The sequence below is a fragment of the Acidovorax sp. SUPP3434 genome, from assembly GCF_030159015.1.
Classification (GTDB): Bacteria; Pseudomonadota; Gammaproteobacteria; order Burkholderiales; family Burkholderiaceae_C; genus Paracidovorax.
In genome coordinates, this window is sequence record NZ_BQXL01000005.1 from 175,931 (window position 1) to 191,714 (window position 15,784).

At 70.3% G+C, this 15,784-nt stretch carries 11 protein-coding genes; 6 read left to right on the forward strand and 5 right to left on the reverse strand.

Going from position 1 to position 15,784, the window contains the following annotated elements:
• Positions 1 to 30: 30 nt before the first annotated feature.
• Positions 31 to 1,881 carry a M48 family metallopeptidase gene (locus AVKW3434_RS11240; RefSeq protein WP_284405907.1) on the forward strand — a complete coding sequence of 617 codons (1,851 nt, stop codon included), beginning with the start codon at positions 31 to 33 and terminating at the stop codon, positions 1,879 to 1,881.
• Between the two features lie 63 nt (positions 1,882 to 1,944).
• On the opposite strand, the gene AVKW3434_RS11245 is transcribed toward AVKW3434_RS11240, so the two are convergent.
• Entirely contained in the window at positions 1,945 to 2,571 is a 627-nt protein-coding gene (locus AVKW3434_RS11245) for a VOC family protein (RefSeq protein WP_284405908.1), read from the reverse strand.
• A gap of 222 nt (positions 2,572 to 2,793) precedes the next feature.
• Here AVKW3434_RS11245 and AVKW3434_RS11250 point away from each other — a divergent pair, with 222 nt between their 5' ends.
• Positions 2,794 to 4,548 carry an ATP-binding cassette domain-containing protein gene (locus AVKW3434_RS11250; RefSeq protein WP_284405909.1) on the forward strand — a complete coding sequence of 585 codons (1,755 nt, stop codon included), beginning with the start codon at positions 2,794 to 2,796 and terminating at the stop codon, positions 4,546 to 4,548.
• Between the two features lie 81 nt (positions 4,549 to 4,629).
• Here AVKW3434_RS11250 and AVKW3434_RS11255 read toward each other — a convergent pair whose 3' ends face one another.
• From AVKW3434_RS11255 to hemC, 4 genes are read right to left on the reverse strand one after another with little or no spacing between them, the layout of a single operon-like run.
• On the reverse strand, positions 4,630 to 5,907 hold the full coding sequence (locus tag AVKW3434_RS11255; protein WP_284405910.1) for a heme biosynthesis protein HemY: 1,278 nt from the start codon (positions 5,905 to 5,907) through the stop codon (positions 4,630 to 4,632).
• Positions 5,908 to 5,929: 22 nt separating this feature from the next.
• Positions 5,930 to 7,036, reverse strand: coding sequence for a uroporphyrinogen-III C-methyltransferase (locus tag AVKW3434_RS11260; RefSeq protein ID WP_284394854.1), 1,107 nt, complete (start codon positions 7,034 to 7,036; stop codon positions 5,930 to 5,932).
• Positions 7,033 to 7,878, reverse strand: coding sequence for a uroporphyrinogen-III synthase (locus AVKW3434_RS11265; RefSeq protein ID WP_502869059.1), 846 nt, complete (start codon positions 7,876 to 7,878; stop codon positions 7,033 to 7,035). The genes AVKW3434_RS11260 and AVKW3434_RS11265 overlap by 4 nt, the downstream gene beginning before the upstream one ends.
• 35 nt (positions 7,879 to 7,913) lie before the next feature.
• The gene (hemC, locus tag AVKW3434_RS11270) at positions 7,914 to 8,852 is read right to left on the reverse strand and encodes a hydroxymethylbilane synthase (protein WP_284405957.1); all 939 of its coding nucleotides are present in this window, start codon (positions 8,850 to 8,852) and stop codon (positions 7,914 to 7,916) included.
• Between the two features lie 154 nt (positions 8,853 to 9,006).
• Here hemC and ppc point away from each other — a divergent pair, with 154 nt between their 5' ends.
• The 4 genes from ppc to AVKW3434_RS11290 all read left to right on the forward strand — a co-directional run bounded on the left by ppc (position 9,007) and on the right by AVKW3434_RS11290 (position 15,778).
• Positions 9,007 to 11,874: a phosphoenolpyruvate carboxylase gene (ppc, locus tag AVKW3434_RS11275; protein ID WP_284405911.1), complete on the forward strand. Its 2,868-nt coding sequence runs from the start codon at positions 9,007 to 9,009 to the stop codon at positions 11,872 to 11,874.
• 229 nt (positions 11,875 to 12,103) lie between these two features.
• A complete protein-coding gene (yccS, locus tag AVKW3434_RS11280) occupies positions 12,104 to 14,299 on the forward strand; it encodes a YccS family putative transporter (protein ID WP_284405912.1) in 2,196 nt (731 codons plus the stop codon).
• A gap of 196 nt (positions 14,300 to 14,495) precedes the next feature.
• Positions 14,496 to 15,383: a DUF6402 family protein gene (locus AVKW3434_RS11285; protein WP_284405913.1), complete on the forward strand. Its 888-nt coding sequence runs from the start codon at positions 14,496 to 14,498 to the stop codon at positions 15,381 to 15,383.
• On the forward strand, positions 15,380 to 15,778 hold the full coding sequence (locus AVKW3434_RS11290) for a hypothetical protein (RefSeq protein ID WP_284405914.1): 399 nt from the start codon (positions 15,380 to 15,382) through the stop codon (positions 15,776 to 15,778). Before AVKW3434_RS11285 ends, AVKW3434_RS11290 begins: the two co-directional genes overlap by 4 nt.
• Positions 15,779 to 15,784 lie beyond the last annotated feature (6 nt).

The following is a 15,784-nucleotide window of genomic DNA, read 5'->3' on the forward strand; positions in this document are numbered from 1 at the left end:
TCCCATTCCCATTCCAACAAATCCGCACCCATGGCCCTTCATCCCTCGCTGCGCGCCGGTCTCGGCAAAGCCTTTCTCTGGTCGGTGCTGTCGCTGTTCGCGGTGCCGCTGGTCACCCTGTTCTTCGCGAACCATGTGCAGCGCGATCTGGACGCCAGGTTCCTCGTCGCCATCGAATCGCGCATCGACGCCGCCACGGACCTGTCCCCGGCGGACCGGCAGGAACAGAAGGACTACTACCGGGCCCATCCACCCTCCACCATCTGCACCGACCGCACGCCCGATGCCCAGGAATACCGCGAGGCCATGTGCCCGCCGTATTCCAACAACTGGCAGTTCTTCGTGGCGCGCACCGTGGCGCTGTGGACGTTGGTGGCCGGCGCGCTGGTGCTGGTGGCCGCGCTGGCGCTCGGGGCGCTGGCCTTCGTCAACCGCCGGCTGCAGCATGCGAGTTTCGTGGCCGGCTGGCGCCTGATGACCGCCGCGAGCGCGCTGGAGGTGGTGGTGCAGGGCGCGATGGTGGCCTGGCTGTCGTTCTGGGTGACGGCGTATTTCTGGCACCGCTATTCGCCCAAGCTCATCATGGCGGTGGCGATCGGCGTGGCGGTGGCCGTGGTGCTGGCGGTGGTGGGCATCTTCAAGCGGGTGAACCGCCACAGCGAGGTCGAGGGCGAGCTGGTGCAGGAGGCCGACGCGCCGCTGCTGTGGCAGCGCATCCGCCACATGGCCGCGCGGCTGCAGACCGCGCCGCCGCAGCACATCGTGGCCGGCATCGACGCCAATTTCTTCGTGACCGAAGCGCCCATCCACGTGGCGGGGCAGGTGCTCACCGGGCGCACGCTGTTCGTCAGCATTCCGCTGCTGCGCCTGCTCGACCAGTCCGAGGCGGACGCGGTGTTCGCCCACGAGCTGGCCCACCTGGGCGGCGGCGACACCGAAAGCAGCGCGCGCCTGGGGCCGAAACTGGTGCAGTACGACCAGTACCACCATGCCATGCGCACCTCGGGCCTGACGGCGGTGGTGTCCCCGCTGCTGGGCCTGTACCGCCTGATCTTCGAATGGGCGCTGGCCCGCGACAGCCGGGCGCGCGAGTTCCAGGCCGACCGCATCGCCGCGCAGCTGGTGTCGCCCCAGGCCATCGGGCAGTCGCTGGTCAAGATCGCGGCCTATGCCAGGTACCGCCACAAGATCGAGAGCGACCTGTTCGACAAGGAAGAGCAACTGGCGGGCGATCTGGGCATCGCACACTTCATCTCGAGCGGGCTGCCGCCCTATGCGCAGTCGGCGGAGTTCCGCACCGCGATGCAGACGGCCAACGTGCCCCATCCGTTCGACACCCACCCGCTGATGCCCGAACGCATCCGCAACGTGGGCTGGGTGCTGCCCGAATCGGACTACGGCGCCATCGTGGTGCGGCCGCCCGAGCGCACCTGGGCGCAGGACATCCTCACGGCAGACGCCATCGAGCAACGCCTGTGGAGCGACTACGAGCAGGCCTTCGCGCAGGGCCATGAACGCAGCCTGGCCTATCGCTACGAGCCGGCCACCGCCGAGGAACTGGCGGTGGTGCTCAAGTACTTTCCGGCCCGGTCGTTCGCGCTGAAGGGCGGCCACACGGTGCAGGTGAGCCACGAAGGCATCACCACATCCGCCGATGGCACCACGGTGCCCTGGGACGCGGTGAAGGCCATGGCCTTCAAGGACAGCATCCTGGGCGATTCGCTCACCATCACGCACCCGGAAAAAAGCCTGCTGCGCGCCAAGAGCACGAAGCTCAAGCTGCCGGGCCTCAAGAAGGACAAGCAGCGCTTCAAGGCGACGCTGGAGCACTACTGGGAGCGCCACCAGGTCATGCGCGGGCGCGAAACGCTGGACGATTGAGCGGCCAGCCCCGGCCCCGGCCCCGGCCCCGGCCCCAGGCCGAGGTGCCGTGACGCGGGCCGGTCAGCCCTTGGCGTATTCCGGCCGGTCGTTCTGAGCGGGCTTGAGCGGCGCGGCGCTCTTGCCCTCGGCACGCTCCTTGCGCCACTGCTGCTTGCGCGCGGTCCACTCGTTCAGGCGCTGGTGGGCCACCGTGCTGTCCTTTTCCATCTGCTGCGCATCGGCCAGCTGCGCCGACAGCTCCAGGCGGATGCCGTTCGGATCGAAGAAGTAGATGCTCTTGAAGATGTGGTGATCGGTCACGCCGAGCACTTCGACGCCATGTGCCTCCAGGCGGGCCTTGGTGTTCTCCAGCTCTTGCACCGTGTCTACGCGGAACGCGATGTGGTTGACCCACAGCGGGGTGTTGGGCGAAGGCTCGGCCTTCACGTCGTCGCCCAGGTCGAAGAAGGCGATGAACGAGCCGTCCTTCAGCCGGAAGAAGAAGTGCGTGTAGGGGCAGTACTCGCCCGTGCTGGGCACGTGGTCGCTCTGGATGATGTGGTAGAGCGGCAGGCCCAGGATGTCTTCGTAGAACTGCCGCGTTTCCTCGGCGTCGCGCGCCTTGTAGGCGTAGTGGTGCAGCTGCTGCACGGCGGCGGGCGGGGGCAGGGTGGACAGGTCGGGTTTCGGTCTTTGCACGGCGTTCATGGAGGTCTCCGTCGGGTGGATCTGAAAATTGTACTATTCGTAATCAATTTCACCTAAGTGAATTTGCGTTGCTGGTCCTGCGGCCGTATAGTCCGGCCCTTCGATCGCTCCGATCGCCGCCACCGAGGTTCTTCACCCATGCGCCTGTAAGCCCCCTCCGTCCGTTCCGCTTTCCCCCAACGATCCGGGGAGGCGGCCGATTCGATGGCTTGGAGCTCGACCATGGCGACATTCAACGCGGACGCCCGTCCGCCCCGCGGTGCAGCGCGCACCGCATCCCTTTCCCTTTCCTCTTCTTCCACGTCTTCCTCTCTGGCGGCTTGCGCGCCAGCGCGGGAGGGCGCGCTGCTGCGCTTGGCACGGGTGCAATGGCGGCGGCCCGACGGCGAAGCGCTCTGGGCCGAGCCGCCCACACTCCACCTCGCCCCCGGCATCACCGGCCTGGTGGGTGACAACGGCGTGGGCAAGAGCGTGCTGCTCGCCCTGGCGGCCGGCGCGCTGGCGCCGGCTTCGGGCACGGTGGAGCGGCCGGGCCGCCTGCACGCGGTGGACCAGCACCGCGCGGGCGCCACCGTGGCGGCGCTGGCGGGCATCGACTCCGTGCTGGGGGCGCTGGCCCGCCTGGAGGCCGGGCAGGGCGATGAAGCCGACCTGCTGCTCACGGATGGGCAGTGGGACTGCGCGGCCCGCTGGCAGCGCGCACTCGACGGCGTGGGGCTGGGCCACCTGTCCCCGGATCGCGAAGCGGCCTGCCTGAGCGGCGGCGAGCGGGCCCGCGTGGCGCTGGCGGGCGCTTTTCTTTCGGGTGCCGACGTGCTGCTGCTGGACGAGCCCACCAACCACCTCGATGCGCCCGCCCGGCGCTGGCTGCTGTCGGCCCTGGCGGACTGGCGGGGCGCGGTGCTGGTGGCCACGCACGACCGCGCGCTGCTGGAGGCGGTGGACCGCATCGCCGAGCTCACCCCGCAAGGCCTGCGCCACTACGGCGGTGCGTGGGATGTCTATGCGGTGCAGCGCGATGCCGAGGCCCAGGCGGCCCAGGCCGCGCTGCACCATGCGCGCGCCGAACGCGATGCCGCACAACGCGATTTGCGGCGCCAGCACGACGCGCAGATGCGGCGGGCCGCCCGCGGCCGCGCGGCAGCCCAGGACGCGAACCAGTCGCCCCTGCTGCTGGGCCTTCAAAAAAGCCGTGCGGAGGCCTTCGCGGGGCGAGAACATGTGCGCCGCGAAGAGGCGGGGGAGCGGCTGGATGCCGCCGTGCGCGAGGCCGCCGGCCGGGTGGCGCCCGCTGCGGCCCTGGCACTGCCGTTGCCGGACAGCGCCATTCCGCTGGCCAAGCCGGTGCTGCGGCTGGAGCGTGCCGTGCCGCCCCTGCCGTGGTCGCCACGGCGTAGCGGCCCGGCCCAGGCGCTCGACGGGGTGTGGAGCGGGCCGGTGCGCATCGCCATCACCGGCCCGAACGGCTGCGGCAAGACCACGCTGCTGCGCATGGTGGCGAGGCACCTCGCGCCCACCTCGGGCCGGGTGCAGTGCATGGTGCGCACCGCCTGGCTGGACCAGCACAGCGCGGCGCTGCTGCCGCCGGGGCTGAGCGTGCTGGAGCGGCTGGCGCAGACCGGCTCGCCGCTGTCGCCCGCCGCCTTGCGCACCCGGCTGGCGCAGCTGGGGCTGGACGCCGCCTGCGTGCAGCGGCCGGCGGGCACGTTGAGCGGCGGGGAACGCATCAAGGCCGCGCTGGCCTGCGCGCTGTGGGGCGGCGATCCGGCGCAGATGCTGCTGCTGGACGAGCCCACCAACCACCTCGATGCGCGGGCCGTGGCGGCGCTGCAGTCCGCGCTGGCGTCGTTCACCGGCGCGTTGCTGGTGGTGTCGCACGACCGGCATTTTCTGCAGGCGATTGCGCCGCAGGTGGTGTGGGCGTGGGAAGAGGGCGCCTGGAACCTGGATGCGGCGCCGGCGGTCGCGCTGGCGTAACGCGGCCACGGCCAAGGGCTGCCGTAGAGAGAGAGGGGGGAAGGCGCAAGCCCAGGCACGGCGCCTGGGCCCGGCCTTGCGTCAGGACGCCAGGACCGCGTTCTTCCAGGCCGTGGCCGCGGCCACGGCGTCGCCGCGCTGCTCGGCCAGTTCGGCCAGGTGGCGCCACGCGCTGCAGCGCAGGCTGGCATCGCCCAATTGCCCCGTGGACTGGGTGAACAGTTGCTGCGCCTTGCCCCACAGCTGGCGCCGCAGGCAGGCCATGGCGGCCAGGTACTGCAGGCGCGCATCGCGGGGGTTGGCCTGCTGGGCCGATTCGATGCGGGCGAGCCAGGCGGCGTCGAGCGCGTCCAGGTTGTTTTCCAGCGCGCGCACCAGCTTGAGCGCCTGGTGGTCGGGAATGGCGTGCGGCAGTTCCACCATGCGTTCCCACACGGGCAGCAGCCACTGGCGCACCTGGCCGGCGTCGCCGCCCAGGGTGCTCAGGCGCTGCGCCGCATGGATGGCCAGTTCGGGCATGGCGCGTTCAGCGGGCTCCAGCGACATCCAGACCTGTTGCAGCTGGGCCGGGTCGTGCGCGCCGTTCAGCAGCTCCATGGCCAGGCCGCGCACGATGCTCTGCGCCGCGGCGGGCGAAAACGCCCGGTGCTTGCCCAGCAGCCGCGCGGTCTCCAGGGCTTCCTGCGTTTGATGGGCCAGGCGCGTGGCCTTCAGTCGCGCGCGCAGCGCCAGCGTGCGCCGGGCCGCGCCCTGGGGCAGGGCGGCCAGGCGTTCGAGCGCGGCGTTGGCATCGCGCTCGTCCAGCGACCAGCGGGCCGCGCGCAGGTGCGCGCCTTCGCGCAGCTCCAGCTCGGTGACCGGCGCGCGGTCGGGAATGTTGTTGAGCGCGTTCTGCAAATGCGCCTCGCGCGTGGCGCGGTCCTGCAGGGCGTGCGAGCTTTCGGCGGCCACCAGATGGGCCAGCGTGCGCAATTGGCGGCCGTGCGGCACGGCCTCGCCCGATGCCTCCAGCGCGCTTTCCTGCGCGAGGGCGGCGGTGGCGGCCTTGCGCGAGCGGATGAAGCGCCCGGCCAGCAGCTGCGACAGCGCATCGAGCAGCGCCGCGTGCATGGAGCGCTCCTTTTGCTGGGCGCGCCAGCGCCGCGCCTGGCGGGGCAGCTCCAGTAGCGCGGCCAGGGCGCGCAGCGCCGCATACAGCGTGGCGAAGCCACCGACCAGCAGCAGCAGGACGAGGTTGAGCGACAGATCGACGCGGTAGGGCGGCCAGAACAGGGTCACCGTGCCCTGGTTGTTGCCCGCGAACAGCGCGGCCGCGACGGCCACGCCAAAAAGTGCCAGAAACCAGAGTGCGGCGCGCATGGGTGGGCGGTCCTCCGGCGGCTCAGCGGCCCGCCGCGGCCGTGGCCAGGGCGGACAGGGTTTCGTCCAGCGGCGGCAGCTCGGCCGTGCGGATGTGCGACTGGGCCTGCTGCAGCACCGTGGCGGCCATCTGCGTGCGGCGCGACGCGGGGTCGAAGTAGCGGTTGAGCGCGGCACTGGCGGCGGCCAGGTCGGCGCGGGCCGAATCGAGCTGGCGGGCCAGCACGCCCAGGCGGGCGTTCATGAGCTTGAGCTTCAGGTTCTCGCGCAGGAAGAAGGCCTGGTCGGGCGACACCAAAATGGCCTCGGGCCGGTCGATGCGGCTCACGCGCAGCAGGCCGCGGGCCTCGTCGCGCACGACCTCCCACGCGCGCTGCAGCGCGGACTGCCACCAGGGGCTGGGGGCCGCAGCCGGCGCGGCGGCGTCGCCCGCGGGCACCTGGGCGTTCATGCGGCGCGTGGCGGCGGCCTGGGCGACGGCGTTCTGCAGGGGCAGCTCGTCCACCTGCCGCACCAGATCGTCGAGCCGCGCGAGCAGGCCGGCGGTGTCGGTCACCTGGGCGGCGCCGATGCGTTCCAGGTCGCGGCCGATGGCACGCGACAGGGGCGCGAGGCGAGGCTGGGCGGCGCGTTCGATGCGCTGGTTGGCGCTCTTGAGGGCGGCCACCAGCGGCTCCAGGCTGCCGGTCAACTGGGCCTGCTGTTGGGCCAGGCGGATGCCGGATTCGATGTCCACCACCAGGTTCTCGTCGCGCGAGCGCGACAGGCTTTGCATCAGTTCTTCGAGTTGGGCGCGCTGCAGGGCCACTTCGCTCACGCGGGTTTCGTTCACGGTGAGCCGCGCTGCGGTTTCGCGCGAGACGTCCAGCGCCTGGTGGGCGAGGGTGCGGGCTTCGATGGCCTGGGTGCCGGAGTCGGCGGTCTGCCGCGCCAGTTGCTCCTGGATGGTGTTCAGGCGCTGCCACAGCAGCACGCTGCCCAGCAGGCCGGCCGCGGCCACGAACCCCAGGGCCCAGAGCGCGTAGCGGTTGCCGCTGGCGCCTTTCGCGGGCGCTGCGGGCACGGCCGCACCGGAGGGCGGGGCGGCCAGCGGTGGGGCGGCGGGGGCGGAAGCGGGCTCAAAACTCATGGGTGCGATTCTATCGAGGCGACCACGTCGTCCAGGGCGGGCCGGCACTGGCGCACGGCCCCGAAGCCCAGGGCGTCGGCGGCCTGCGCGATGCGGGGGTGGGTGACCAGCGCGCGGGCCTCGCGCCAGTCCTGGCCGGGCAGCGCGGCGGCGAGATGGGCGATGGCCTCGGAGCTGCTGAACAGCCAGAGCGAGCCGTCCGTGGCGGCCTGCGTGGCCAGGGCCTGCTGCGCGGGCGTGAGCTGCGGCGCGGCGCGCTCGTAGGCGGCGACGAACTCCACCTGTCCGCCGGCCGCGGCGATCTGCTGGGCCAGCCATTCGCGCCCGGTGCCGCCCTGGGCGGCGTCCGACGGGCCGTCGGCCTCGCCCTGCGCGCCGCGCACGATCAGGATGCGGTCGCCGGGCTGCACCTGCGGCTGCACCCGCTCCCACAGCGATTCGGAGTCGAACTGCCCGGCCGTGGCCGCGGGCTGGTCGATCTGCGCGGCGGGCAGGCCGCCGTCCCGCAGCGCCTGGGCGGTGCCGGGGCCGGGGGACCATGCTCTTGTTTTTATAGCGGTACGCCCTAGTGGATCATGCGCTGGAGGCCGATTGGACTCGAAGAAATAGCGCACGGCATTGGCGCTCACGAACATCACCGCGCGGTAGTCGCCAAAGCCCTCGCGCGCCCGGCGCAGCGCGGCGACCGCGTCGGGGTGGCTGCAGCCGGCGATGGCGATCAGGGGCAGGGCCGTGGCCTCGATGCCGCGCGCGTGCAGGGCCACGACCCACTGCGCGGCATCGCGCTCGGGCCGCGTGACGATGGCGCGGCGGGCGGGGGGCGTGCGGGTGTCAATGCGCAAGGCTGTTCCCGGTGGCGTGGCGGCCGGTGGTGGATTCAGCCTGCGGGCTGCGCGCCCTGGGCACACAGCTGCGCCGCGGCGTCGCTGCCCAGCGCGTCGGCCTGTGCCAACGTCTGCACCGCACCGGACACGGTGGCGCGGACCAGCGGCAGCACGCCGTGCGGGTCGCCCCAGGCGGCGTCGAGCTGCAGCGTGCCGTCGGCCCGCCAGTGCGAGTACGCGGCCAGCGGCATGGAGCAACTGCCGCCCATGGCGCGGCTCACGGCGCGCTCGGCCGTCACGCCCAGCCAGCTGGGCAGGTGGGCCAGGGGTGCCAGCGCGGCGATCACGTCCTGCCGGTGGCTGCGCACCTCCAGGCCCAGCGCGCCCTGGCCGGCGGCGGGCAGCATCTCGGCGGGCTCGAACGTGGCGCGGATGCGGTCGTCCAGGCCCAGGCGTTTGAGGCCCGCGGCGGCGAGCACGATAGCGTCGTACAGCCCCTCGTCGAGCTTGCGCAGACGGGTGTCGAGGTTGCCGCGCAGCGGCTCGATCTTCAGGTCGGACCGCAGGGCCTGCAGCAGCACCTGGCGGCGCAGGCTGGATGTGCCCACCACCGCGCCCTGGGGCAGGTCGGCCAGGCGCGCGAAGCGGTTCGAGACGAAGGCATCGCGCGGGTCTTCGCGCTCCATCACGGCGGCCAGGTGAAAGCCGTCAGGCAGCTCCATCGGCACGTCTTTCAGCGAGTGCACGGCGATGTGCGCGCGGCCTTCCTCCAGCGCCACTTCCAGCTCCTTCACGAACAGGCCCTTGCCGCCCACCTTGCTGAGCGTGCGGTCCAGGATCTGGTCGCCCTTGGTGGTCATGCCGAGCAGCGTCACGGTGTGGCCGCGTGCCTGCAGCAGGGCGCGCACATGCTCGGCCTGCCACAGGGCCAGGCGGCTTTCGCGGGTGGCGATCACGAAGGGGAAATGGGTGGGGGTTTCGAAGGGGTTCATCGCGGTAGGAGGGCCGCCGGGCACGGGCGCAAGGCCGGGGGTGCGCGGGGCGGGTGCGCCGGGCGGCGCGGGCAGCGGGGATGCTAGCATGGGCCCGCAGCAGCCGCCGCCCTCTGTCCATGATGCGCCCGAGCGCGCAGGAGACCCTTTCCGCATGAACGCGCCCCCCCGCAAGACCGACGCCGCGCCCGCACCGGCCGCCCCCCGCAGGACCGACAAGGACCTGCCGTTGATCCAGGACATCCGGCTGCTGGGCCGCATCCTGGGCGACGTGATCCGCGAGCAGGAAGGGGTCGCCGCCTACGACCTCGTGGAGCAGGTGCGCAAGCTGTCGGTGGCCTTTCGACGCGATGCCGACCAGGAGGCCGACAAGGCGCTCAAGAAGCTGCTCAAGGGCCTGTCGGGCGACCAGACGGTCAGCGTGATCCGGGCCTTCACCTATTTCAGCCACCTGGCCAACCTGGCCGAGGACCGCCACCACATCCGCCGCCGCACCGTGCACGAGCGCGCCGGCAGCGCGCAGGAGGGCAGCATCGAGGTGGCCCTGGCGCGCATGCGCTGGGCGGGCATCGCGCCGCGCACCATCTCGCAGACGCTCGCCAGGAGCTACGTGGCGCCGGTGCTCACCGCCCACCCGACCGAGGTGCAGCGCAAGAGCATCCTGGATGCCGAGCGCGACATCGCCCAGTTGCTGGCCGAGCGCGGCGACATCCAGGTGCGCGCGCAGCTGTACAACAGCGCCAAGGACGCGCTCACCCCGCGCGAGCTGGCGGCCAACGAGGCGCGGCTGCGCGCCCGCGTGGCCCAGCTGTGGCAGACGCGCCTGCTGCGCTACACCAAGCTCACCGTGGCCGACGAGATCGAGAACGCGCTGTCGTACTACGAATCGACCTTCCTGCGCGAGATCCCCAAGATCTATGCCGATCTGGAGCGCGAACTGGGCAACCAGCCCGTGGCGAGCTTCCTGCGCATGGGCCAGTGGATCGGCGGTGACCGCGACGGCAACCCCAACGTCAGCGCGGCCACGCTCTCGCTGGCGCTGGGCCGGCAGGCCGAGGTGGCGCTGCGCCACTACCTGACCGAGGTGCACTTTCTGGGCGGCGAGCTGTCGCTGTCGGCCCGGCTAGTGCAGGTCTCGCCCGACATGCAGGCCCTGGCCGAGCGCTCGCCCGACCACAGCGAGCACCGCCAGGACGAGCCGTACCGCCGCGCGCTCACCGGCATCTACGCCCGGCTGGCCGCCACGCTGCGCAACCTGACCGGCGGCGAGGCCGCGCGCCATGCCGTCGCGCCGCAGAACCCCTATCCCGATGCCGAGGCCTTCCTGGCCGACCTGCGCGTGATCGAGGCCTCGCTGCGTTCGCACCGCGGCGCGGCGCTGGCCGCCGAGCGCCTGCACCCGCTGGTGCGCGCGGTGGAGGTGTTCGGCTTTCACCTGGCCACCGTGGACCTGCGCCAAAGCTCCGACCAGCACGAGAAGGTGATCGCCGAGCTGCTGTCCACGGCGCGCGTGGAGCCCGATTACGCGGCCCTGCCCGAGGCCGACCGCCGCGCGCTGCTGCTGCGCCTGCTGGCCGATGCCCGGCCGCTGCGCGTGGTGGGCGCCACGTATTCCGAGCACACCACGGGCGAGATCGCCATCTTCGAGACGGCGCGGCAGATGCGCGAGCGCTTCGGCCCGCAGGCCATCCGCCACTACATCATCAGCCACACCGAAACCGTGAGCGACCTGCTCGAAGTGCTGCTGCTGCAAAAGGAAGTGGGGCTGATGCACGGCACGCTCGATGCCGTGCCGCCCGTGCCGGGCAGCGGCGCCCGCGCCGCCACCACCGACCTCATCGTGGTGCCGCTGTTCGAGACCATCGAAGACCTGCGCAACGCCGCGCCCATCATGCGCGAGCTGTACGCCGTGCCCGGCTTCGCCGCGATGGTGCAGGCCAGCGGCGCCGAGCAGGACATCATGCTGGGCTACAGCGACAGCAACAAGGACGGCGGCATCTTCACCAGCAGCTGGGAGCTGTACCGCGCCGAGATCGCGCTGGTGGAGCTGTTCGACGAACTGGCGGCCAGCCACCGCATCCAGCTGCGCATGTTCCATGGCCGCGGCGGCACCGTGGGCCGCGGGGGCGGCCCGAGCTACCAGGCCATCCTGGCGCAGCCGCCCGGCACCGTGCGCGGGCAGATCCGCCTGACCGAGCAGGGCGAGGTCATCGCCTCCAAATACGCCAACCCCGAGATCGGCCGGCGCAACCTGGAGACCCTGGTCGCCGCCACGCTGGAGGCCACGCTGCTGCAGCCCACCAAGCCCGCCACCAAGGACTTCCTGGAGGCGGCGGCGCAGCTGTCGGTGGCCAGCATGGGCGCCTATCGCGCGCTGGTGTACGACACCCCGGGCTTCACCGATTACTTCTTCAACTCCACGCCCATCCGCGAGATCGCCGAGCTGAACATCGGCTCGCGCCCGGCCTCGCGCAAGCCCAGTCAGCGCATCGAAGACCTGCGCGCCATTCCCTGGGGCTTCAGCTGGGGCCAGTGCCGGCTCACGCTGCCGGGCTGGTACGGCTTCGGCGCCGCGGTGGAAGCCTTTGTCAGGCAGCCCGGCCAGGACCCCAAGGCGCAGATGGCCCTGCTGCAGAAGATGTACCGCCAGTGGCCGTTCTTCGGCACGCTGCTGTCCAACATGGACATGGTGCTGGCCAAGAGCGACCTGGCCCTGGCCTCGCGCTACAGCGAACTGGTGGCCGACACGCGCCTGCGCAAGAAGGTCTTCGGCGCCATCGAGGCCGAGTGGCAGCGCACCGCCGATGCGCTCACCCGCATCACCGGCGACAAGCACCGCCTGACGCACAACACCGCCCTGGCCCGGTCGATCCGCCACCGCTTTCCGTACATCGACCCGCTGCACCACCTGCAGGTCGAACTGGTGCGCCGCTGGCGCGGCGGGCAGGGCGACGAGCGCGTGCAGACCGGCATCCACATCTCGATCAACGGCATCGCGGCGGGGCTGCGCAACACCGGCTGACGGCGGGGCGGGCGTGCCGGCCCGCAGCGACCCGCGCGGTGGCCTGGGCCCTGGCGGGCGCTGGGGCGGATCCCCGCGCTTGCCGTGGTACGGAATCTGCTTGGGAGTGCCTGCGTTCGGCGCGCCGTGCGGCGGGAGCCGGGCGGATGCCGGCGCGGGTACTGCGCGAAACAGGCACGGCTGAATTTTTCTATCTCTCTCCAGGGTTGATGCGATCTTGAAAACGGCAATGGCAGGGTGGGCAAGGCGCCTGTGGGCGCAGGATGCGCTGGTGTACGGCGTGCGCGTGTTCATCGCGCTGAGCGGCGCCATGGCCGTGTGCTGGTGGCTGGACCGCGTGCCGCTGGTGACGCCGATCTTCCTGGGCATCATCGCCAGCGCCATCGCCGAGACCGACGACAACTGGCGCGGCCGGCTGCGGGCGCTGCTCGTCACGCTGGCCTGCTTCGCCACCGCAGCGTTCTCGGTCGAGGCCCTGATGCCGTGGCCCCTGTGGTTCGTGGCGGGCATGGCCGTGTCCACCTTCGGCTTCACCATGCTCGGCGCCGTGGGCGAGCGCTACCGCGCCATCGCGCTGGCCACCGTCATCCTGGCGCTCTACACCGCCATCAGCGTGGCGCCCGGCTCCCAGCGCGGGGGCGGCCCGGCCTTGGGCTTCAGCGTGCCCACCTGGCTGCTGGCCGGCGCCACCTGGTACGGCCTGCTGTCGCTGCTGTGGTGCGCGCTGTTCCCGCACCAGCCCGTGCGCCAGAACCTCGCCAAGCTCTACGGCGTGCTCGGCGCCTACCTGCGCCTGAAGGCCAGCCTGTTCGAGCCCGTGCGCGGCGTGGACGTGGAGCGCCGGCGCCTGGCGCTCGCCCAGACCAACGGCCGCGTGGTGTCCGCCCTCAACACCACCAAGGAAAGCATCTTCAGCCGCCTGGGCGCGCGCCGCGAGGCGCCGCCCCCCACCGGCCGGCTGCTGCGCCACCTGAATCTGTACTTCATCGCGCAGGACATCCACGAGCGCGCCAGCTCGTCGCACCACCACTACAACGACTGGGCCGACGTGCTGTTCCACAGCGACGTGCTCTACCGCTGCCAGCGCGTGCTGCAACTGCAGGGCGTGGACTGCACCCGCCTGGCCGAGGCCCTGCAGACGCACGAGCCCTTCGTGCGCGACCCCGCCGGCGAGCGTGCCATGGCCGACCTGCACGACTCCATCGCCCACCTGGAAAGCCAGCGCCAGAGCGCCTGGCAGCGCCCCCTGCGCAGCCTGCGCGCGCTGGCCCGCAACCTCGCCACGCTCTCCGGCCAGCTCGACGCCGCCACCCACCCCGATGGCGGCGAACGCCTGGGCGACAGCAGTTTGCTGGACCGATCGCCCCGGTCGCTGGCCGATGCCTGGGGCCGCGTGCGCGCGCAGCTGCACCCGGGCACGCCGCTGTTCCGCCATGCCACGCGCCTGTCGCTGGCGCTCGCGGCCGGCTGCATCGCCATGCAGCTCATCGACCCCGTGCACGGCTACTGGATTCCGCTGGCCACGCTGTTCGTGTGCCAACCCACCTACGGCGCCACCGTCACGCGCGTGTCGCAGCGCGTCGCCGGCACCGCCATCGGCCTGGTGGTCGGCTGGGCGCTGCTCAAGCTCTTTCCCAGCCCGCCGCTGCAGGCGCTCTTCGCAGTGGCGGCGGGCGTGCTGTTCTTCGTCACCCGCACCACGCGCTACCTCACGGCCACCGCCGCCATCACGCTGCTGGTGCTCATGTGCTTCAACCAGGCCACCGGCGAGGCCCACGCGCTGATCCTGCCGCGCCTGCTCGACACGCTGATCGGCAGCGCCATCGCCACCGCCGCCATGATGGTCGTGCTGCCCGACTGGCAGGGCCGGCGCCTGGCCGCCGTGGCTGCGCAGGCCCTGCAGGCCAACGGGCAGTACCTGCGCGAGATCATGTCGCAGTACGCCACCGGCAAGGACGACGACCTCGACTACCGCCTGGCCCGCCGCACCGCCCACAACGCCGACGCCGCCTTCTCCACCGCCCTGTCGCACATGCTGCGCGAGCCCCGCCACGTGCGCTCGCATTCGCAGGCCGGCATGCGCATGCTGGTGCTGTCGCACACCCTGCTCAACTACCTCTCGGCGCTGGGCGCGCACCGCGGCCAACTCGCCGAAGGCGTGGACGACCCACTAGTACAGGAGGGCGCCCGCTACGCCGTCGAGCGCCTTGAAGCCGTCGCCCGCGCCCTGCGCACCCGCGACGCCCTGGAGGGCGACCCAGCCCACGGCGAAACGCTGGCCACCGCGCTGGAACAGGCCGCCGATGCCGCACCGGACACCCTGCGGCTGGTGCAGACGCAACTGGCCCTGGTGTGCCGGCAATTGGCGTTGCTGCAGGCCCTGGCTACACAGCTGGCGGCGCGCGCTCCGGTGGCGCCGGCATAGCGGGGGCGGGGTGCCCCGGCTGGCGGACCCGTGCGCCATGGGGCTCGCAGTCGGTCACCGAACGACCTGATGAAAGTGAATTGCTTTTAAGTTACGTGACGTAACCAGAAAGTCGGCTGGCATCGCGCCGCGCGCCTTCTTTCCTCCGAGAATCCGCAGTTCAAAAAAACAGGCGATCACGGACGAGGGAGGTTGCATGAAGGACATGGTCAAGATAGACCAGGAGCGGCTGCGTGCGCAGCTGGAGAAAAAGCTGCCGCCGAAGGTGCGGCTGTTTCAGCTCGACGATATTCCTGGCGTGATGCGCTCGCGAATGGGATGGCCAGTGGCGGCGGCATTGATGGAGCGGTGGTTTCGCGGGGCGGCTTTTGAGATGCCAGAACTGATGAAGCGTGGACGCGATCCCTTTGAGCTGTCCCAGTTGGGCTCCTTGCGCCTGGATGAGAGTACCGTCACCATGAATTGGGCTCTCGGCTTTGCACGGGTTCGCGCTGCGATGGTGAAGCTTCAGAAAGAATGGGCAACGCCGTCGGCATTGCTCTTGCTGAAAAAGCGCATCAATGACCAAACGGTAGGGGCCTCTCAGCCATGGAGGTTTGGCAACCTGGCGCAGCCTGCCAAAGTAATTGATGGCACGTGCCAAACCAACTATGTGCACTGTGGCCAACTCAGTGATCCGCTGGATGATTTCTATGGAGCCATGGGAGAAGCCACGCTCAAGATCGCGGTGTCAGGACTTGTCGCAAAGAATAGCTTTGGAAAAACCACTGTCGTTATCGATGAATTGGGCTTCTACCTTCGCGATAGCTATGACTTCAACGATGGTGAAACCCCTTTTCTTTCACAGCCTCTCGGCTTTTGGGGATTTCAAGGAGTGAGTCGTGTGAACGTAGGCCGAGGCATCCCCATCTCTGATCAATGGGTGAATCAAGAGGCGTCCAAGATCCATGGAGATGTTTACTTTGTGCAGAACGAAGATTTCCGCCGGTGGCGCATTCAACATCGCCGAGGTGCAGACTTCGTTGTGCTCTCAGACGTGCACCGTGTTCGCCTTCCGTTTCCCATCAAATTGGATTGGCAATGAAGCTGAATGATTTCAGGAAAATCCCATGCATCGTCTGGTGCTTGGCATTGAATGCACTTGTTTTTCTGGCTTGGTACGCTGCGACGCCCACTTTTTTTGACAGTGAAAACAGCCCTCAGCGCGTCTATCGCCTTGAGTTTCACAAAGCGTCTCTCGTTCAGCGCATCATTCATCACGACTACAAGATGCCCTACGTGGTGCGGTTGTACCGCGTGAACTCCAAAACACTCCTGGGTGAAAGTCAGGTCGTTGATCTTTGGATGAATGGAGAAATCCATTGGTGGTTGAGTCCGCCCAACAATGCGGTACAGGTCGGCAATGACGTGGCTTTCGAGAACATTCCTCCAGAATGCGCCGATCCATCGCCACCTCCGGCCTGCGACGCAAAGCATTGATGGATG

Bases quoted from the DNA above. Each gene is read 5' to 3' on its own strand.
- AVKW3434_RS11285 (WP_284405913.1), top strand. From the start codon at position 14,496: ATGAAGGACATGGTCAAGATAGACCAGGAGCGGCTGCGTGCGCAGCTG.
- hemC (WP_284405957.1), bottom strand. From the start codon at position 8,852: ATGAACCCCTTCGAAACCCCCACCCATTTCCCCTTCGTGATCGCCACC.
- AVKW3434_RS11290 (WP_284405914.1), top strand. From the start codon at position 15,380: ATGAAGCTGAATGATTTCAGGAAAATCCCATGCATCGTCTGGTGCTTG.
- AVKW3434_RS11255 (WP_284405910.1), bottom strand. From the start codon at position 5,907: ATGCGCGCCGCACTCTGGTTTCTGGCACTTTTTGGCGTGGCCGTCGCG.
- AVKW3434_RS11250 (WP_284405909.1), top strand. From the start codon at position 2,794: ATGGCGACATTCAACGCGGACGCCCGTCCGCCCCGCGGTGCAGCGCGC.
- AVKW3434_RS11260 (WP_284394854.1), bottom strand. From the start codon at position 7,036: ATGAGTTTTGAGCCCGCTTCCGCCCCCGCCGCCCCACCGCTGGCCGCC.
- ppc (WP_284405911.1), top strand. From the start codon at position 9,007: ATGAACGCGCCCCCCCGCAAGACCGACGCCGCGCCCGCACCGGCCGCC.
- yccS (WP_284405912.1), top strand. From the start codon at position 12,104: ATGGCAGGGTGGGCAAGGCGCCTGTGGGCGCAGGATGCGCTGGTGTAC.
- AVKW3434_RS11240 (WP_284405907.1), top strand. From the start codon at position 31: ATGGCCCTTCATCCCTCGCTGCGCGCCGGTCTCGGCAAAGCCTTTCTC.
- AVKW3434_RS11245 (WP_284405908.1), bottom strand. From the start codon at position 2,571: ATGAACGCCGTGCAAAGACCGAAACCCGACCTGTCCACCCTGCCCCCG.